This window comes from Deinococcus deserti VCD115 (assembly GCF_000020685.1).
GTDB lineage: Bacteria > Deinococcota > Deinococci > Deinococcales > Deinococcaceae > Deinococcus > Deinococcus deserti.
This window is the reverse complement of the sequence record NC_012526.1, coordinates 1338775-1352759: the sequence shown is the minus strand read 5'-3', so window position 1 is coordinate 1352759 and position 13985 is coordinate 1338775. Positions and strand designations below refer to the sequence as shown.

The window sequence follows — 13985 nt, the reverse complement described above, 5'->3', positions numbered from 1 at the left end:
GGACTTGGGGCCGAATTGCTGCCAGACATAAGCGGAATTATCCCGGCGCCTGCAATTAATGTCAGTGCAAATCTTCTAATATTAAGCAGCGATTAAATAAAGTATGAATTAATAATGAAGAAATGAAAAACCGGCGGTTTTAGCCTGTGTCTACAGTGTTACGTTTTTGTAATTGCTACTTGCAACTATTCTTTCGGCCTTTGCACCAACAGAAAATAACTGTGCATCAGCGACAGGTGAATACCGCATGGTGGATTTGTCGGCAAACAAACAATACAAAAGCGTTAAAAGTAAAAACCTCGTCCTAGACGAGGTTTTTTCTGGTGGGCGGTGAGGGATTTGAACCCCCGACCCGTCGCTTGTAAGTTGTAAGGCAGGCCGATGCACGCCATTTCACGAAGTGTGGTGGTCTATCGTTGGTCTCCGCTGGGACGCACTTCAGCCCGTCCGCTCGGCTTGCGGAGTGTGATGGAATTCGATGCGGTTTCAACCATTTTGGGCACAAGATAGGCACGCGTGCGCACCCCGTAGACACCGTGCAGCACAATGGATTTACACGTTCTTCGAATCATGTCAAAACCTTGACACCCGAATTTGATGCGACTACGATGCCGGACGAGGTGAACCCATCGAAAGAGATCAGACCCTATGGATACCCATAACCTGACCCCTACCCCTCGCCCCCTCGTCCTTACCGTGACCGAAGTTGCCGCGATGTACCGCGTCCACCGGTCACACGTGTACAACGCCGTAAAGGAAGGAACCTTGAAGGCGGGCAAGTTTGGCGTGACCATCCGCATTCGCCATGAAGATGCTGAACGCTGGTTTGACTCCCTCACCGCTGCTTGACCCAAAACGACAAACCCCCCGGCACCATCAAGGCTGGCGGGTTTGTCGTTGAGTGGTTCTCCGCGCTCACAGGAAGCCCGTGAAGGTGCTTCCGTTCGTCTTTGGGGGTCTCAGCACCCTGTCAGCAATGGTCTGTCAGGGGGGCGGATGAACGGCTGTACGCGCAGAACGGCTGTGGTTTTATGTAGCAGCTTTTGATTGAGGCTCGCTCGCTGGAACCTGGCGGAACGCCGATAGCATGACTCGCGATACGAATTAAGATAAAATTAACGTGTGAAACAGCTTATGGTCTGCGCGGGGCTTCTTCTCGTCTCTACCGCCTCTGCGCAAATACAAAAATGGGAATACGCGTTGCTCGTAGAGCGAGTGACCTTACCAGCACCGGGGGCAAAAGGTGAACCGTTAAAAACGCTCAGCTTTACGAGTGCAGGCCGCACCATCACTTTTGAAGACCCCCTGGTCATGAATTCAAGTAATGACAGGTTTTTCGAGTTCTTCAAGATCGACAAGAGCAAAATGGGCGCTCCATACGCTGCAGATACACAATTCCAGGATTACATTGGTGGACTTGGATGGGAGATGGTTAATCATGAGTTTCGCATCAACAAGGAAGTTGCGTCCAATGGAAAATTTCATGAGGTCGAACTCACGTTTATCTGGTACAAGCGGCCTTTGAAGTAAAAATAGTGCAGTCCGTGCTGTAGCAATCACAGCTGCAGGCCAACCCTCGATCTGACAGACCATTGCTGACAGTCCACTAGAACGGAGGCGGACTCAACCCGAAAGCGGGCCCGCTGGTCGGGGAGTTGGCCTCGACGCTGGCGCACGCCGTGGACGGCAGCACTGAGTGGCGGCGCTGGTGGTGCGGCGTGATCTGGCGGGCCTGGTATGCCTATGTGGAGGGCCGCGCTGGGGAGTTGCAGGCTCTTGGGGCCGCACTTCTCAGGCTGGAGACACCGCCGGGAGTGGGCGTGATGCAGAGAGCCGGGGCCGTCTTCGGTGGCCGCCCCGGCTCTCGCAGTAGCGCCCCGCTGAAGGTCACCGTTCGGAACCATGACCGGCGCCCCGGCTGAAGCCGCTGGGTGAGGGCTGCCGTCCGTCGCCTGTCACTCCTAGGGGTTGCAACCTGGTGGGGTTCATCCTCACTGGTAGTACGTAGGTTAGGTGCAGCGACGTTTACGACCTTGCCACTGCGTCCGCCCTTGCCGGGGAGATGGCCGCTCATCTGAGGAAGGCGGGCTTTCGGGCCGCGCTGCTGTCGGGTGTCCTGCTGTGCCAACAGAAGATTTGCCACGCCCTCAGCAGCTCGATCTGGTGTGGCGTATCTCCATCCTTCATCTTCGCTGTAGTGGCCGCAGTTCACGGCCTGCACAGGCTTCGCCAGATACTGCACGACCCGGATGATGCCGCCCTCCTCGATGGCTTCCCAGTGTGCGCCGAGATCAGCGGCCTTGACTGCGCTGGTCAGGTCACAAATGTAGGCGGCATGGGCGCGGCCCGTGGCGCTGATCTCAACGCTGAAGTCGAGCGGGGCATTGGGGCTGATCTCGCGGGCGAAGGCCAGAGCGGCGGTCCTTGCCCGCTGCCAATCGCTCAGGCGGTCGAAGCGGGTCACCGTGTGCAGCTCGTCCACCGTGACCAGGTGCAGGCCGCACCGGTCACGGGCACGTTCCTCGCGGGCCATGATGCCGGCCAAGGTCCGGCGCGGCTTGATGATGATCTCCCCGGTGTCGGTGTCCACTGCGTACCCGATGGCGGCGTTCACTCGCGCCCCAGTGTGCATACAGGCATCCGGCAGATACCCGGCCTCGATCTGGGCGGGCTTCGTGGCTTGCCAGTAGGCGAAGGCGGCGGGGTGCTTGAGGCGCACTTCCTCGATCACCTGGGTGCGGTAGGTGGCGGAGTGCTGGTCAGTGTTCGGGTTTACATAGCCCTGGTGGGCGCTCTTGGTAGAATTCACGGCATTACCTCGTGTTGTGCGGCGGCTCCTGTGGCGGGAGCCGTTCTCGTTGGCTTCATGCTGCGTGGGTACGCCCTGGACGGCAACCAAGGCCGAACACTTACACGTGAACACCCGCGCCGAGAAGGACGCGGGTGTTCTGATCGGCTACCACCCCGACCACCACTCAGAGGACCGGAGGGCTATGAGTCCGCACCGGCCTCTCGAGTCTGCCCGGTCGGAGTTGAGTTCGCTGTGGGGTTTCGTGCTCTACACGAAACATCTTCTGGATAACGTGTCAGACGGGCTGGAGCAGGTATTGCAACGGGGGAAAGTCGGGCGCATCGCGCACCTGTTTTCACCCGCTGGTTTACCGAAAGTGATGACCACGGCGGCACTTCTTCAGGGTTGACCCTCGCAGGATGGTGCTGAAGCTGCTGCACGGGGGCGGACACCTTGACGGTGATGCCCTGAGCGTGGGCGCGAAGGATTGAACCTTGAGGGTGTGGGCGTGCGCTGGGCGAGTGTTTTCGGGACATCCCCGCCGCCAAGGCGTGCGGAGACGTGATTTTGACAAGGAGTTGGGAACGATGACGAAGGGTGCTGATTTGGTAACGCTGCGGGACGCTGTGACGGTGTTCCGGGGTGTGGTCATGACGATGGGCGGGGACGTCGAAGCGGTCGCCCGCGTGAGCGTGGCGGGGCAGCAGGACGTGCAGGCAGAGGGCTGGGAGGCGCCTGCATGGGCACCGGCTGGCCGCTTCCGGGCCGATGCTCGGATGCTGGATGCTGGGCGGCCTGTGGTCGAGCGGTTGCTGATCGGGTGGCGTGCGCCGGACCTGGAGGCTGTGGCCGCCGTTGAGCTGGAAGGGCGCGAGCTTGAGCGGGAGTTGTACCAGGCGCGGGCCGCGTTCATCGAGTCCGTTGCGCTGGTGATGTGCGAATACGCCGTCCACGGCAACGTGTACAGCAGGCACCTAGCGGACGGAACCGCGTGGCGCAGGGTGGAGCCGGGAAGCTGGCCTCAGCAGGCCGCCGCGCTCCTCCCGGCGGCCCAGGAGGCCCTGAACGCCTTCGCCCTGGCCTGGCTGGCGGTGGCCGCTCGCGTGGAGGGGGCGGCCTTCCTGCCCCGGAGGGCCGCGTGAGCGGGCGCGGGCGGCACCTGGCGGCGTACCACGCCCGGCAGCGCGACCAGGCCCTGACCGAGCTGCGCCCGGCCTTGACCGAGGCCAAACGACTTCGGGGTGAGGGCCTGACGTGGGAAGAGGTCGCCGCCGACCTCCGAGGTCGTGGCTTTACCTCCAGGTCGGGCGCACCTTTCACCACGGCGGCCCTGTACCTGGCCGCCCGCAAGTACCCTGTGTGACCCCTGTCCGCCGTCCTGGCGGGATTTTTGATGGGTGAGCTATCTGGAAGATAAGACTTGGTTCCATTTCCTGAGCTCCGTGTAGACACAGGTGGGAAACGGTGCCCAGCGATATGAAGGGGATATTATGGGTTTCCGGCGGCGTCAACTTTGACCTGTCGCATGATGAACTCGTGCGACATCGCAGAACACTGTTGACGGGCAACATTTTCGCGGCCTAGTCTGTGCCTATGGGCAAGCACGGAATGGGCACCTTCACGGTGTTGGAGAGCCTGGGAAGTAATCGCTACAAGTTCCAGTACCGCATCTGGGCAGAACTTCCCGACGAATCCCGCAAACGGCTGACAGGCCGGTTCTCGGGCACGGAGAAGGAGCTTCGGGCATTCATGCAGAAGGTCAAGCTGGAGGCGAAGGGGCAAGGGGTGAGCGCCGACCCTGGTATGACAGTGAACACGCTGATTGAGGAATGGCTGGACGGGAAGGCGCAGGAGGTCAGCGCACGGACCGCCAGCATCTACCGGGGCGTGTTCCTCCGTCACATCCGCCCACGCATCGGCGGGACGAAAGTAAGGGCGCTAGATGCCGCCCGGCTCAAGGGGTTCTACACCGATCTGCGGAGGGATACCGACCTTGAGCGTACCCGAGTCCAGATTCACCTCGTTCTACGGCAAGCACTTGACCATGCGGTTCTTACGGGAGTCATCCTCAGCAACCCAGCAAAGGTCGTCCGCCCTGCCACGGCGAAGGCAGTTCGGCGCGAAGCACTGGCAGATGCGGGAGACGTCCCGGCGTGGACGCATGAGGAGGCGTCGAAGCTGTTCGCCGTGGCGATGGAAGATCGGTCCCCGTTCGGTTGGGCAGTGGCGCTTGGCCTGCAAACTGGACTGCGACGTGGGGAGTTGCTGGGGCTTAAGTGGTCGGCGGTTGACCTGGCCGGAAAGACGCTGAAGGTCGTGGGGAACCTGACCGAGAATGACGGGCACCGGGCCGTGGGTAATCCCAAGACTCGTGAGTCTCGCAGGGTGGTGCCGCTGAGCGAGGAGGCCGTGAGGGTGCTGAAGGCGGTACGGGAATGGCGTGACCTTGAAAGCACGCGCCCTGGTTGGGGCGGTACGGACTTCGTGTTTCCCACCGTGGACGGCAAGATGCAGCACCCCTCCAACATCAACCGTAAGGTGAAGGCACTGACCACGAAGGCGGGGGTCCGTTACCTGTCCATGCACGCGACGCGCCACACCTTCGTCACCCTCTTGGCGGCAACTGGAGTGAGTTTGCAGCACATCAGTAAACTGATCGGCCACAAGACGCCCCTCGTGACCATGACGGTCTACAGTCACGTCTTCAAGGAAGAGGTTGCGGCCCCGGTTCTCAATCTCACCGGGAAGTTGTCCTGAAGAGATTTGGGCACGAGATAGGCACGAATGCCCCAAAACAGAGAAATCCGCCCGAGATGAATCGGGCGGATTTGCTGTCCTGCACGTGGTGGGCGGTGAGGGATTTGAACCCCCGACCCGTCGCTTGTAAGGCGAAAGCTCTACCGCTGAGCTAACCGCCCACGCGGCCTGAAATATTACCTGAGCCGCAGCAAAAGTGCAAGCCTCAGATCGGCGGGAGGCGCACACCTCCCAATTCACGGTTAAGGTGGGCGCCCAGGCTCATCAGCCTGCCGTCCTGGCCAGCGGGCGCGACAAGCAGGACGCCCCCAGGTGCGCCCGTGCCGACATGAGGCACACTCAGACTCGGATAGCCGGCCTTGGCCGCTTGGCTACAGCCCTGAATGCCAGGAAACAACACCGCGTCAAGACCACGCGCAAACAGTTGGTCAAAACCCCCGGTGCGTGTCAGCCGTAAATCACGCTCACGGGCACGGAGATAGCCCTGTTCACTTAAGTCACCCCTGGTTCCCTGAGCGGCATACAGCAGGTGCTGCCCATATCGCAGGCAGCGTTCCGGATCTGCGTCGTTGGCCTCAATGACCTCTGAAAGCGAGCGCGGACCATTCGTAACCCCTGCCAGGTATGCATTCAGATCGTGCTTGAACTCATAGACCAGGACGTCAAGCATCCAGCCCGAGGCCTGCATCTCCGCGCGGCTGGGAAAATCCACGGGAACCAGAGTCGCCCCGGCACGGATCATGGCCTCCTCGGCGGCACTTTGTGCCTGCTGATCGGCAGGGCTGACGCCTGTCTCGTCCCGGATGACCCCGATGGACGCACCCTTCAGCGCCCCTTCCGTGAGGCTCAGGTCAGGAACAGGCAGGTTACGGCTGGCCGGGTCCTGGGCGTCGGGACCAGCCATTACGTTCAGAAGCAGGGCGGCGTCCCGTACGCTGCGTGTAATTGGACCCGCAGTGTCCTGACTGTGGCTGATGGGAATAATTCCGGTACGTGGCACCAGACCGACGGTTGGCTTCAGACCGATCACCCCACTCTGATGTGCAGGGCTGACGATACTTCCACTGGTCTCCGTACCGATGGCAGCAGCACAGAGACGGGCGGCGACCGCAACCCCGCTGCCGGACGAACTGCCCCCGGTATCCACCTCCGGACCCCAGGGGTTGACCGTCTGACCGCCCAGGGACGAGTACCCGTTGGACATTCCCAGGGTCATGAAATTGGCCCACTCGGTCATGTTGGCCTTGCCCAGGATCACGGCCCCGGCGGCGCGCAACCGGGCCACCAGGGGTGCGTCCTCGGCCGGGATGTGATCCTTCAGAAGGATGCTTCCTGCGGTGGTCGGCAGTCCGGCAACGTCGATGTTGTCCTTGATCAGGACAGGCACTCCATGCATGGACCGTCGTTCCCCCAGGGGGAGTTGGTCCAGGGCTTCAGCGTCCGCCTGGGCACTGGGGTTCACCGTGATCACAGCCCGCAGTTGCCCATTTAAGGCTTGCAGACGCGTCAGGTACGCGCGTGTCACTTCGGAACAGGTCAGGTCACCTCGGGTGGTTGCGGCGCTGAGGGCACAGGCATCCAGATCAAGGATCGGGTCCGGGGGCGTGGCAGTCATGTCCGCAATGTAGCTTGCATCGACCGTCGGCCGCCCACGTCTACCTCTTGCTGTCCGTAAAAACGGTACCGTGCGGTAGCCTCGGAAACATGACTGACGTGGCCTCCACACACTCCAGCTCTGCCGTGACGGTGGCGTTCCAGGGAAATCCCGGTGCCTACGGCGAGATCGCTGCGCTCAATGCTGTTCCCAACACGCAGGCCACCTGCGGCTATCCCACCTTCCATGAGGTCGCACGTGCCGTAGAAACCGGCGAGGCTGACTATGGGGTGCTGCCGGTCGAAAACAGCCTGATGGGCGCCATCCACCAGACCATCGACCTCCTCAGCGAGACCGATCTGCACGTCATCGGCGAGGTTGTCGTCCGGGTCAGCCACTGCCTGATGGCGCTGCCCGGCGTGGAACTGGGAGACATCCGTAAGGTGCTGAGCCAGCAGCCGGCCCTGGATCAGTGCACCACGCTGATCCGGAAGCACAATTGGCGGCCTGTAGCGGCACACGATACGGCTGGCAGCGCCAAGGACCTCGCCGTCCGGGGTGCTCGCGACGAGGCGGTGATTGCCAGCAGCCGCGCAGCGGAGCTGTACGGCATGAACATCCTGGCCCGCGAGATCGAGGACGAACCGTTCAACTACACCCGTTTCATCATCCTGGCCCGGCATGAGCCTGCCGTCTCCGACGTTCCACACAAGACCAGCCTAGTTTTTGCCGTCCGGCACACCCCAGGTTTTCTGGTCGAGACACTGAACGAACTGCGGGGGCTGAACCTCAGCCGCATCGAATCCCGGCCCCGGCGCGACCGGGCCTGGAGCTACCTGATGTACGTCGATATTGAGGGAGACGCCCGGGACCCTCAGGTGGCGCAGGCACTGGCCGGAGTGCTGCGAAAGGCGAGCTATGCCAAGATCATCGGTTCGTATCCGCGGGCACTGGACACAGTGGGGTAAACGGACTCATAAAACCGGGGCAGGCCCATTCGCCTGCCCCGCGCTGCCATACCTTGAGCTCAGGTCCGGGTGACGGCGGTGTCGCGTGTGGCACCCCAACCGAAGTAAGCGGCCACCAGGGCAGTTGCGGCGTGCAGCCATACGTCGTTGCCGTGCAGGGGCGCCAGACCGAACATGGTTTTCAGCCCCGGAATGAGGCCCATAATGGCCAGCAGCGTGTACAGCACTGCCAGGCCGCGGGCGAAGCCCACCGAGGCTCCCAATGAGCGGGCCGCCGACAGGCCCCAGAGCCCAATCGCGATGTGCACGAGGTTGTGCATCAGGTTGACTGGAAACAGACCCAGCAGTCGCCCCTGCATGGAATCTACTGCCAGATCAGGACCAGCGTATGGAGACAGGAACGTAGGAATAAACCCGAGAAGACCCACGAGGAGATAGATGATGCCGGCAGCACGTGCGAAGGTTCTGACCATAACTTCCTCCTTTAAACGGGCCGGACCATGTCACAGGGCATTGTCCAGGCCGTGCTTGCTTCCTGCATTGAGCCACGACGGGAACCGCAGTAGGACTTGAACAGACTTAGCGTTTCTTGATTTGCTGTGGGGTGGTGCAAAGGGTCCGCCGCTGGAGACGGCCCGGCGGCTAGAGCAGCTCAACAGGCTGCACCCGGATGACCAGCGCATCCTGGCGGAAATTAAGGCGCAGGGACTCCCTGTAGGTACGCCACCAGGAACGGTCCAGTTCTTCAATCATCACCTCGTACACCACAACGTCGTCACGCACGGTCCGGTCGCCCTCCTTCCACAGACCTGTTGCCGGGGCGCGGACATAGGCGGTCAGACCGCCGAAGTGTTCGGTCAGGGTCTGCCGCACCTGCGCAAACAGCTCGCCTTCGAAGGCCTCGCCCGAATTGTCGTACAGCGGCAGCAGCAATTGGACAATGTGCATGGTAGACGCACTGTAGCTCGCCCCCACTCATTCCTGTCAGGTCGTGGCCGGACCTGCACGACCCCTGTGACCGGTGCCTGAGTCCTGAATAGCTCTCTGCACAATTGAAATTCCCAAGCGCGCTATTCTTGCGTTTATCGTGCCTCCCCGGCACGGTCATCCAGAGATGCCCGAGGGTTTTTCCTGCCCTGTGACGGCGCGGCAACCGGCCTTCATTGCGGCCATGGTGCTTTCAGGAAAGCCCCCGCGTAGGTGCGCTGACGATGGCGCGAGCGGGCGACGATGGCCCAGCGGAGGCGCTTAGCGCAAGAGAAACTTGTGGGCCGCTTACACGCGGCCCTGTTCGACCAGGGGTGTGTTTTGACCAGCCGCGATAGCACGACGAATGTACCGGTTCAACCGGCCGCGACACCGCACGAGGTCAGGGTGGCCAGCCTTCACAGTGAAGCCCAGCGCCGCATTCTGGTGCTGGACGGCGCGTGGGGCACCATGCTCCAGCGTGCCGGGTTGACCGAGGGCGATTTCCGCTGGGACGGCGCCGATCCACTGCGGATGTACCGGGGCAACTTCGACCTGTTGCAGCTGACCCGCCCTGACGTGATCCGCGAAGTTCACCGCGCCTACTTCGAGGCCGGCGCGGACATCGCCAGCACTAATACCTTCAACTCCACCGTGATCTCGCAGGCAGACTATGGCACCGAGCACCTGGCCCGTGCCATGAGCGAAGCGGGGGCCCGCCTCGCCCGCGAGGTGGCCGACGAGTTTACGGCGCGTGACGGCCGGCCCCGCTGGGTGGCAGGGGCTGTGGGTCCGACCAACCGCACGGCGACGCTGTCCCCAGACGTCGAGCGTCCCGAGTTCCGGAATGTGACGTTCGATGATCTGGTGGCTGCCTATGTCGAGCAGGTCGATGGGCTGATCGCAGGCGGGGCCGATCTGATTCTGATCGAGACGGTCTTCGACACCCTGAACGCCAAAGCGGCGCTGTTCGCCTGCGAGGAAGCTTTCGCGCAGGCGGGCCGGACGCTTCCCATCATGCTGTCAGGCACCATTACGGACGCCTCCGGACGCACCCTGAGTGGCCAGACCCCAGAAGCCTTCGTGATCAGCACGGAACATGCCCAGCTGTTCAGTGTGGGCCTGAACTGTGCGCTGGGCGCCGACCTGTTGCGCCCGCACTTACGCGCCGTTGCAGCCAGTTCGGGGACACTCGTTTCGGTGCACCCCAATGCCGGTCTGCCCAATGCCTTTGGCGAGTATGACGAGACCCCGGAACACACAGCCGCCGTACTGCGATCGTTCGCGGAAGACGGGCTGGTCAACATCGTGGGCGGATGCTGCGGCACCACACCAGACCACATCCGGGCGATAGCCGAGGCCGTGGCAGGACTGCCGCCCAGAACCCCCCCGACGCTGCCTCCCTACCTGCGCCTGAGCGGGCTCGAAGCCTTTACAGTCACTCCCGAAACGAACTTCGTGAATGTGGGTGAGCGGACCAACGTGACGGGTAGTCCCAAGTTCTCGAAGGCCATTCTGGCCGACGATTACGACTCCGGTCTCAAGATTGCCCGCCAGCAGGTTGTGAACGGTGCGCAGCTGGTCGACGTGAACTTCGATGAAGGCATGCTCGACGGTGAGGCGGCTATGGTCAAGTTCCTGAACCTGCTGGCAGGTGAGCCCGACATTTCACGCGTGCCCCTGATGCTGGATTCCAGCAAGTGGGAGATTCTCGAATCGGGCCTCAAGCGGGTGCAGGGGAAGGCAGTGGTCAACTCCATCAGCCTGAAAGACGGCGAGGAGAAGTTCCTGGAGCGCGCGAGACTGCTGCGCCGGTACGGAGCCGCTGCTGTGGTCATGGCCTTCGATGAGCAGGGGCAGGCCGATAACCTGGAGCGCCGCAAGGAGATTACCTCCCGCGCTTACCGGCTGCTGACGCAGGAGGCCGGCTTCCCGCCGCAGGACATTATTTTTGATCCCAACGTCCTGACGGTGGCCACTGGCATGGAGGAGCACGATCGCTACGCCATCGACTTTATCGAGGCGACACGCTGGATCAAGGAAAACCTGCCGGGCGCGCTGGTCTCAGGTGGAATCAGCAACGTGTCGTTCTCGTTCCGGGGCAACAACCACGTGCGCGAGGCGATGCACTCGGTGTTCCTGTATCACGCCATCCGTGCAGGCCTGGACATGGGCATCGTCAATGCGGGCATGCTCGCCGTGTACGAGGACATCGAGCCGGAGCTGCGGGAGGCGGTGGAGGACGTTATCCTCGCACGCCGTCCCGACGCGACCGAGCGGCTGATCACCCTGGCCGAGAGCTACAAGGGCGTCAAGCGTGAGGCCTCCGCACAGAGCGCCTGGCGCGAACTGCCGGTCACTGAGCGGCTGAAGCACGCGCTGGTCAGTGGTATTACCGATCACGTCACCGAGGACGCCGAGGAGGCCTATCAGCTGCTGGGCTCCCCACTGGCCGTCATCGAAGGGCCGTTGATGGACGGCATGAACGTCGTGGGCGACCTGTTCGGTGCAGGCAAGATGTTTCTTCCTCAGGTCGTCAAGAGTGCCCGGGTCATGAAACGCGCGGTGGCTCACCTGACGCCGTACCTGGAAGCTGAGCAGACCAGCCAGAGCGGCAAGGGTAAGGTCCTGCTCGCTACCGTCAAGGGAGACGTTCACGACATCGGCAAGAACATTGTCGGGGTGGTCCTGGCCTGCAACGGCTATCAGGTCACCGACCTGGGCGTCATGGTTTCGACCGAAAAGATTCTGGACACCGCCAGCGAGATGGGTGCAGACGTCATTGGTCTGTCTGGACTGATTACCCCCAGCCTGGACGAGATGGTCACGGTCGCCCGAGAGATGACGCGCCGGGGCCTGAAAACGCCCCTGCTGATCGGTGGCGCCACCACCAGCCGCGCCCACACGGCGGTCAAGATCGATCCGGCCTACGACGGCACGGTCGTGCACGTCATGGACGCCAGCCGCGCCGTCGGTGTGGTCAATGATCTGCTGACCCAGCCCGAAGCTGTGCAGGAAAGAACGCGCGACGAGTACGCCAGCCTGCGCGAACGCCACGGTGAACGCACCGTACGTTTAATTCCCCTTGCACAAGCCAGAGCACGGGCTCCACAGCTCTCCCCTGCTGTGCCTCCGGCACCCGCGCAGCCGGGCCGTCAGCTGATCGAACAGCCCATTGCGGAGCTGCTCGACTACATCGACTGGACACCCTTTTTCATTGCCTGGGAAATGAAGGGGATCTACCCGAACATCCTGACTGATCCCCTGCGTGGCCCCGAAGCCCGGAAGCTCTTCGAGGATGCCCAGGCGCTCCTGCAGCGGGTGATTGCTGAAGGAACGCTGACCGCCCGGGGCGTGATCGGCCTGTGGCCTGCACACCGTGAAGGGGATGACATCGTGGTTACTGCGGGCGCTCAGTCGGACACGCTCGATCACCATACCCATGAACTGGCTGCCGGCCGCGCTGACTTTGACACGGAATTCCGGCTGCATACCCTGCGTCAGCAGCGCGACCAGACAACTCCCAACACCGCCCTGGCCGACTTTGTGGCGCAGCAGGGGGATCATGTCGGCGCTTTCGCAGTGGCCATTCACGGTGCCGAGGAACTGGCCCGGGCTTTCGAAGCCGCCCATGACGACTACAACTCGATCCTGGTCAAGGCTGTGGCTGACCGGCTGGCCGAAGCCTTTGCCGAGAAACTTCACCGCGATGTCCGGGTCCGTCACTGGGGGTACGCACCCGACGAGGCCCTGGCCAACGACGACCTGATCCGCGAGCGCTATGCCGGTATCCGGCCTGCACCCGGCTATCCTGCACAGCCGGACCATACCGAAAAGCGGACCCTGTTCCAGCTGCTGAGGGCTGAAGAAGCCGGCTTGGCACTGACCGAGTCCTGCGCCATGACCCCGGCGGCTGCAGTTTCTGGTCTGTACTTTGCTCACCCGGACGCCCAGTACTTCGCGGTAGGGAGAATCGGCCGGGATCAGGTCGAAGACTACGCCCACCGCAAGGGCTGGACTCTGGAAGAAGCAGAGCGCTGGCTGGGTCCTCTGCTGGCCTATGATCCGGCCCGCAGGGCCGAGGCGGTGGCGCTGTGACGCGCGTGTCTATTGAACTTGTGCCCCGGTCGCGCTCGGCGTTGCGTGCAGAACTGCAGGCAGTCGCAGAACATCTGCCGGGGGTGGATACGGTCAATATTCCGGATCTGACGCGCTTTTCGACGCGTTCATGGCACGGCTGCGCTTTCGCACGTCCGCACTACCGGGCCATTCCGCACATCCGCGCTGTGGATCTCAACCCTCATGAACCACTGCCGATGGCGGCCCACCTGGATGAGCACGGACTGGATGAAGTCCTGATTGTTTCCGGTGACGCACCTGCCGACATGAGTGCCCGCGTTTACGATGTGGACGCCATCACGGCAATTCGGCGTTTTGCCCGGGAATTGCCTCATGTCAGGGTCTACGCTGGCCTTGACCCCTACCGCCAGTCGCTGGCCCGCGAACAGGACTATCTGGAGCGAAAGCTGGAAGCCGGAGCTGTGGGCTTCTTTACCCAACCGTTTTTTGACCTCCGTCTGATGGAAACGTACGCCGACCTCATTCCGCAGCAAGCCGAAGTCTGGTGGGGGGCAACCTCTGTAACCGAAGAAGGGTCGCTGAACTACTGGCGCACCCGCAACCATGCCGTATTCCCGAGGAGCTTTCAGCCGACCCTGGAATGGAACCGCCAGTTTGCAGCCCAGATGCTTGCCTTTGCCCAGGAGCGCAACCAGCACGCATACTTCATGCCGGTGCGCGCGGACACGCTGGCATATCTGGGCGGGCTGCTGTAGCTGTCGGTCTGGCTAAAGCCGGGAGTCATACAGCTGTAGGGCTGGCGAATAGCCCCAGATATTCCCAGTAAGCA

13 protein-coding genes and 1 tRNA gene are annotated in these 13985 nt (G+C 62.2%); 9 read left to right on the top strand and 5 right to left on the bottom strand.

Annotation, left to right across the window (positions count from 1 at the left end):
• The first annotated feature begins 648 nt into the window (after positions 1–648).
• Together DEIDE_RS06435 and DEIDE_RS06430 are read left to right on the top strand one after the other, a co-directional pair.
• Positions 649–849, top strand: coding sequence for a helix-turn-helix domain-containing protein (locus tag DEIDE_RS06435; protein WP_041227145.1), 201 nt, complete (start codon positions 649–651; stop codon positions 847–849).
• 273 nt (positions 850–1122) lie between these two features.
• Positions 1123–1530 (top strand): hypothetical protein, encoded by a 408-nt coding sequence (locus DEIDE_RS06430; RefSeq protein ID WP_012693143.1) that lies wholly within the window; start codon positions 1123–1125, stop codon positions 1528–1530.
• A gap of 211 nt (positions 1531–1741) precedes the next feature.
• Here DEIDE_RS06430 and DEIDE_RS06425 read toward each other — a convergent pair whose 3' ends face one another.
• On the bottom strand, positions 1742–2809 hold the full coding sequence (locus DEIDE_RS06425; RefSeq protein ID WP_012693142.1) for a hypothetical protein: 1068 nt from the start codon (positions 2807–2809) through the stop codon (positions 1742–1744).
• Between the two features lie 106 nt (positions 2810–2915).
• Here DEIDE_RS06425 and DEIDE_RS06420 point away from each other — a divergent pair, with 106 nt between their 5' ends.
• The 4 genes from DEIDE_RS06420 to DEIDE_RS06405 all read left to right on the top strand — a co-directional run bounded on the left by DEIDE_RS06420 (position 2916) and on the right by DEIDE_RS06405 (position 5548).
• Positions 2916–3200 (top strand): hypothetical protein, encoded by a 285-nt coding sequence (locus DEIDE_RS06420; RefSeq protein ID WP_041227144.1) that lies wholly within the window; start codon positions 2916–2918, stop codon positions 3198–3200.
• 178 nt (positions 3201–3378) lie between these two features.
• Positions 3379–3933, top strand: a complete 555-nt coding sequence (locus tag DEIDE_RS06415) for a hypothetical protein (RefSeq protein WP_012693141.1) — start codon at positions 3379–3381, stop codon at positions 3931–3933.
• Positions 3930–4154, top strand: coding sequence for a hypothetical protein (locus DEIDE_RS06410; RefSeq protein WP_041227143.1), 225 nt, complete (start codon positions 3930–3932; stop codon positions 4152–4154). The genes DEIDE_RS06415 and DEIDE_RS06410 overlap by 4 nt, the downstream gene beginning before the upstream one ends.
• 230 nt (positions 4155–4384) lie before the next feature.
• Entirely contained in the window at positions 4385–5548 is a 1164-nt protein-coding gene (locus DEIDE_RS06405; protein ID WP_012693139.1) for a tyrosine-type recombinase/integrase, read from the top strand.
• 86 nt (positions 5549–5634) lie between these two features.
• Here DEIDE_RS06405 and DEIDE_RS06400 read toward each other — a convergent pair.
• A tRNA-Val gene (locus DEIDE_RS06400) sits at positions 5635–5709 on the bottom strand.
• A gap of 44 nt (positions 5710–5753) precedes the next feature.
• Positions 5754–7163, bottom strand: a complete 1410-nt coding sequence (locus tag DEIDE_RS06395; RefSeq protein ID WP_012693138.1) for an amidase family protein — start codon at positions 7161–7163, stop codon at positions 5754–5756.
• Positions 7164–7252: 89 nt separating this feature from the next.
• On the opposite strand from DEIDE_RS06395, the gene DEIDE_RS06390 reads away from it, so the two are divergent.
• Positions 7253–8110 (top strand): prephenate dehydratase, encoded by an 858-nt coding sequence (locus DEIDE_RS06390; RefSeq protein WP_041227142.1) that lies wholly within the window; start codon positions 7253–7255, stop codon positions 8108–8110.
• A 59-nt stretch (positions 8111–8169) separates the two neighbouring features.
• Here the strand turns inward: DEIDE_RS06390 and DEIDE_RS06385 are convergent, their stop codons facing one another.
• Together DEIDE_RS06385 and DEIDE_RS06380 are read right to left on the bottom strand one after the other, a co-directional pair.
• Positions 8170–8583: a DUF4383 domain-containing protein gene (locus DEIDE_RS06385; RefSeq protein ID WP_012693136.1), complete on the bottom strand. Its 414-nt coding sequence runs from the start codon at positions 8581–8583 to the stop codon at positions 8170–8172.
• A gap of 169 nt (positions 8584–8752) precedes the next feature.
• Positions 8753–9058 (bottom strand): hypothetical protein, encoded by a 306-nt coding sequence (locus DEIDE_RS06380; protein WP_012693135.1) that lies wholly within the window; start codon positions 9056–9058, stop codon positions 8753–8755.
• Positions 9059–9484: 426 nt separating this feature from the next.
• On the opposite strand from DEIDE_RS06380, the gene metH reads away from it, so the two are divergent.
• On the top strand, positions 9485–13174 hold the full coding sequence (gene metH, locus DEIDE_RS06375; protein WP_012693134.1) for a methionine synthase: 3690 nt from the start codon (positions 9485–9487) through the stop codon (positions 13172–13174).
• Positions 13171–13911 carry a methylenetetrahydrofolate reductase gene (locus DEIDE_RS06370; protein WP_012693133.1) on the top strand — a complete coding sequence of 247 codons (741 nt, stop codon included), beginning with the start codon at positions 13171–13173 and terminating at the stop codon, positions 13909–13911. Before metH ends, DEIDE_RS06370 begins: the two co-directional genes overlap by 4 nt.
• The last annotated feature ends 74 nt before the right edge of the window (positions 13912–13985 follow it).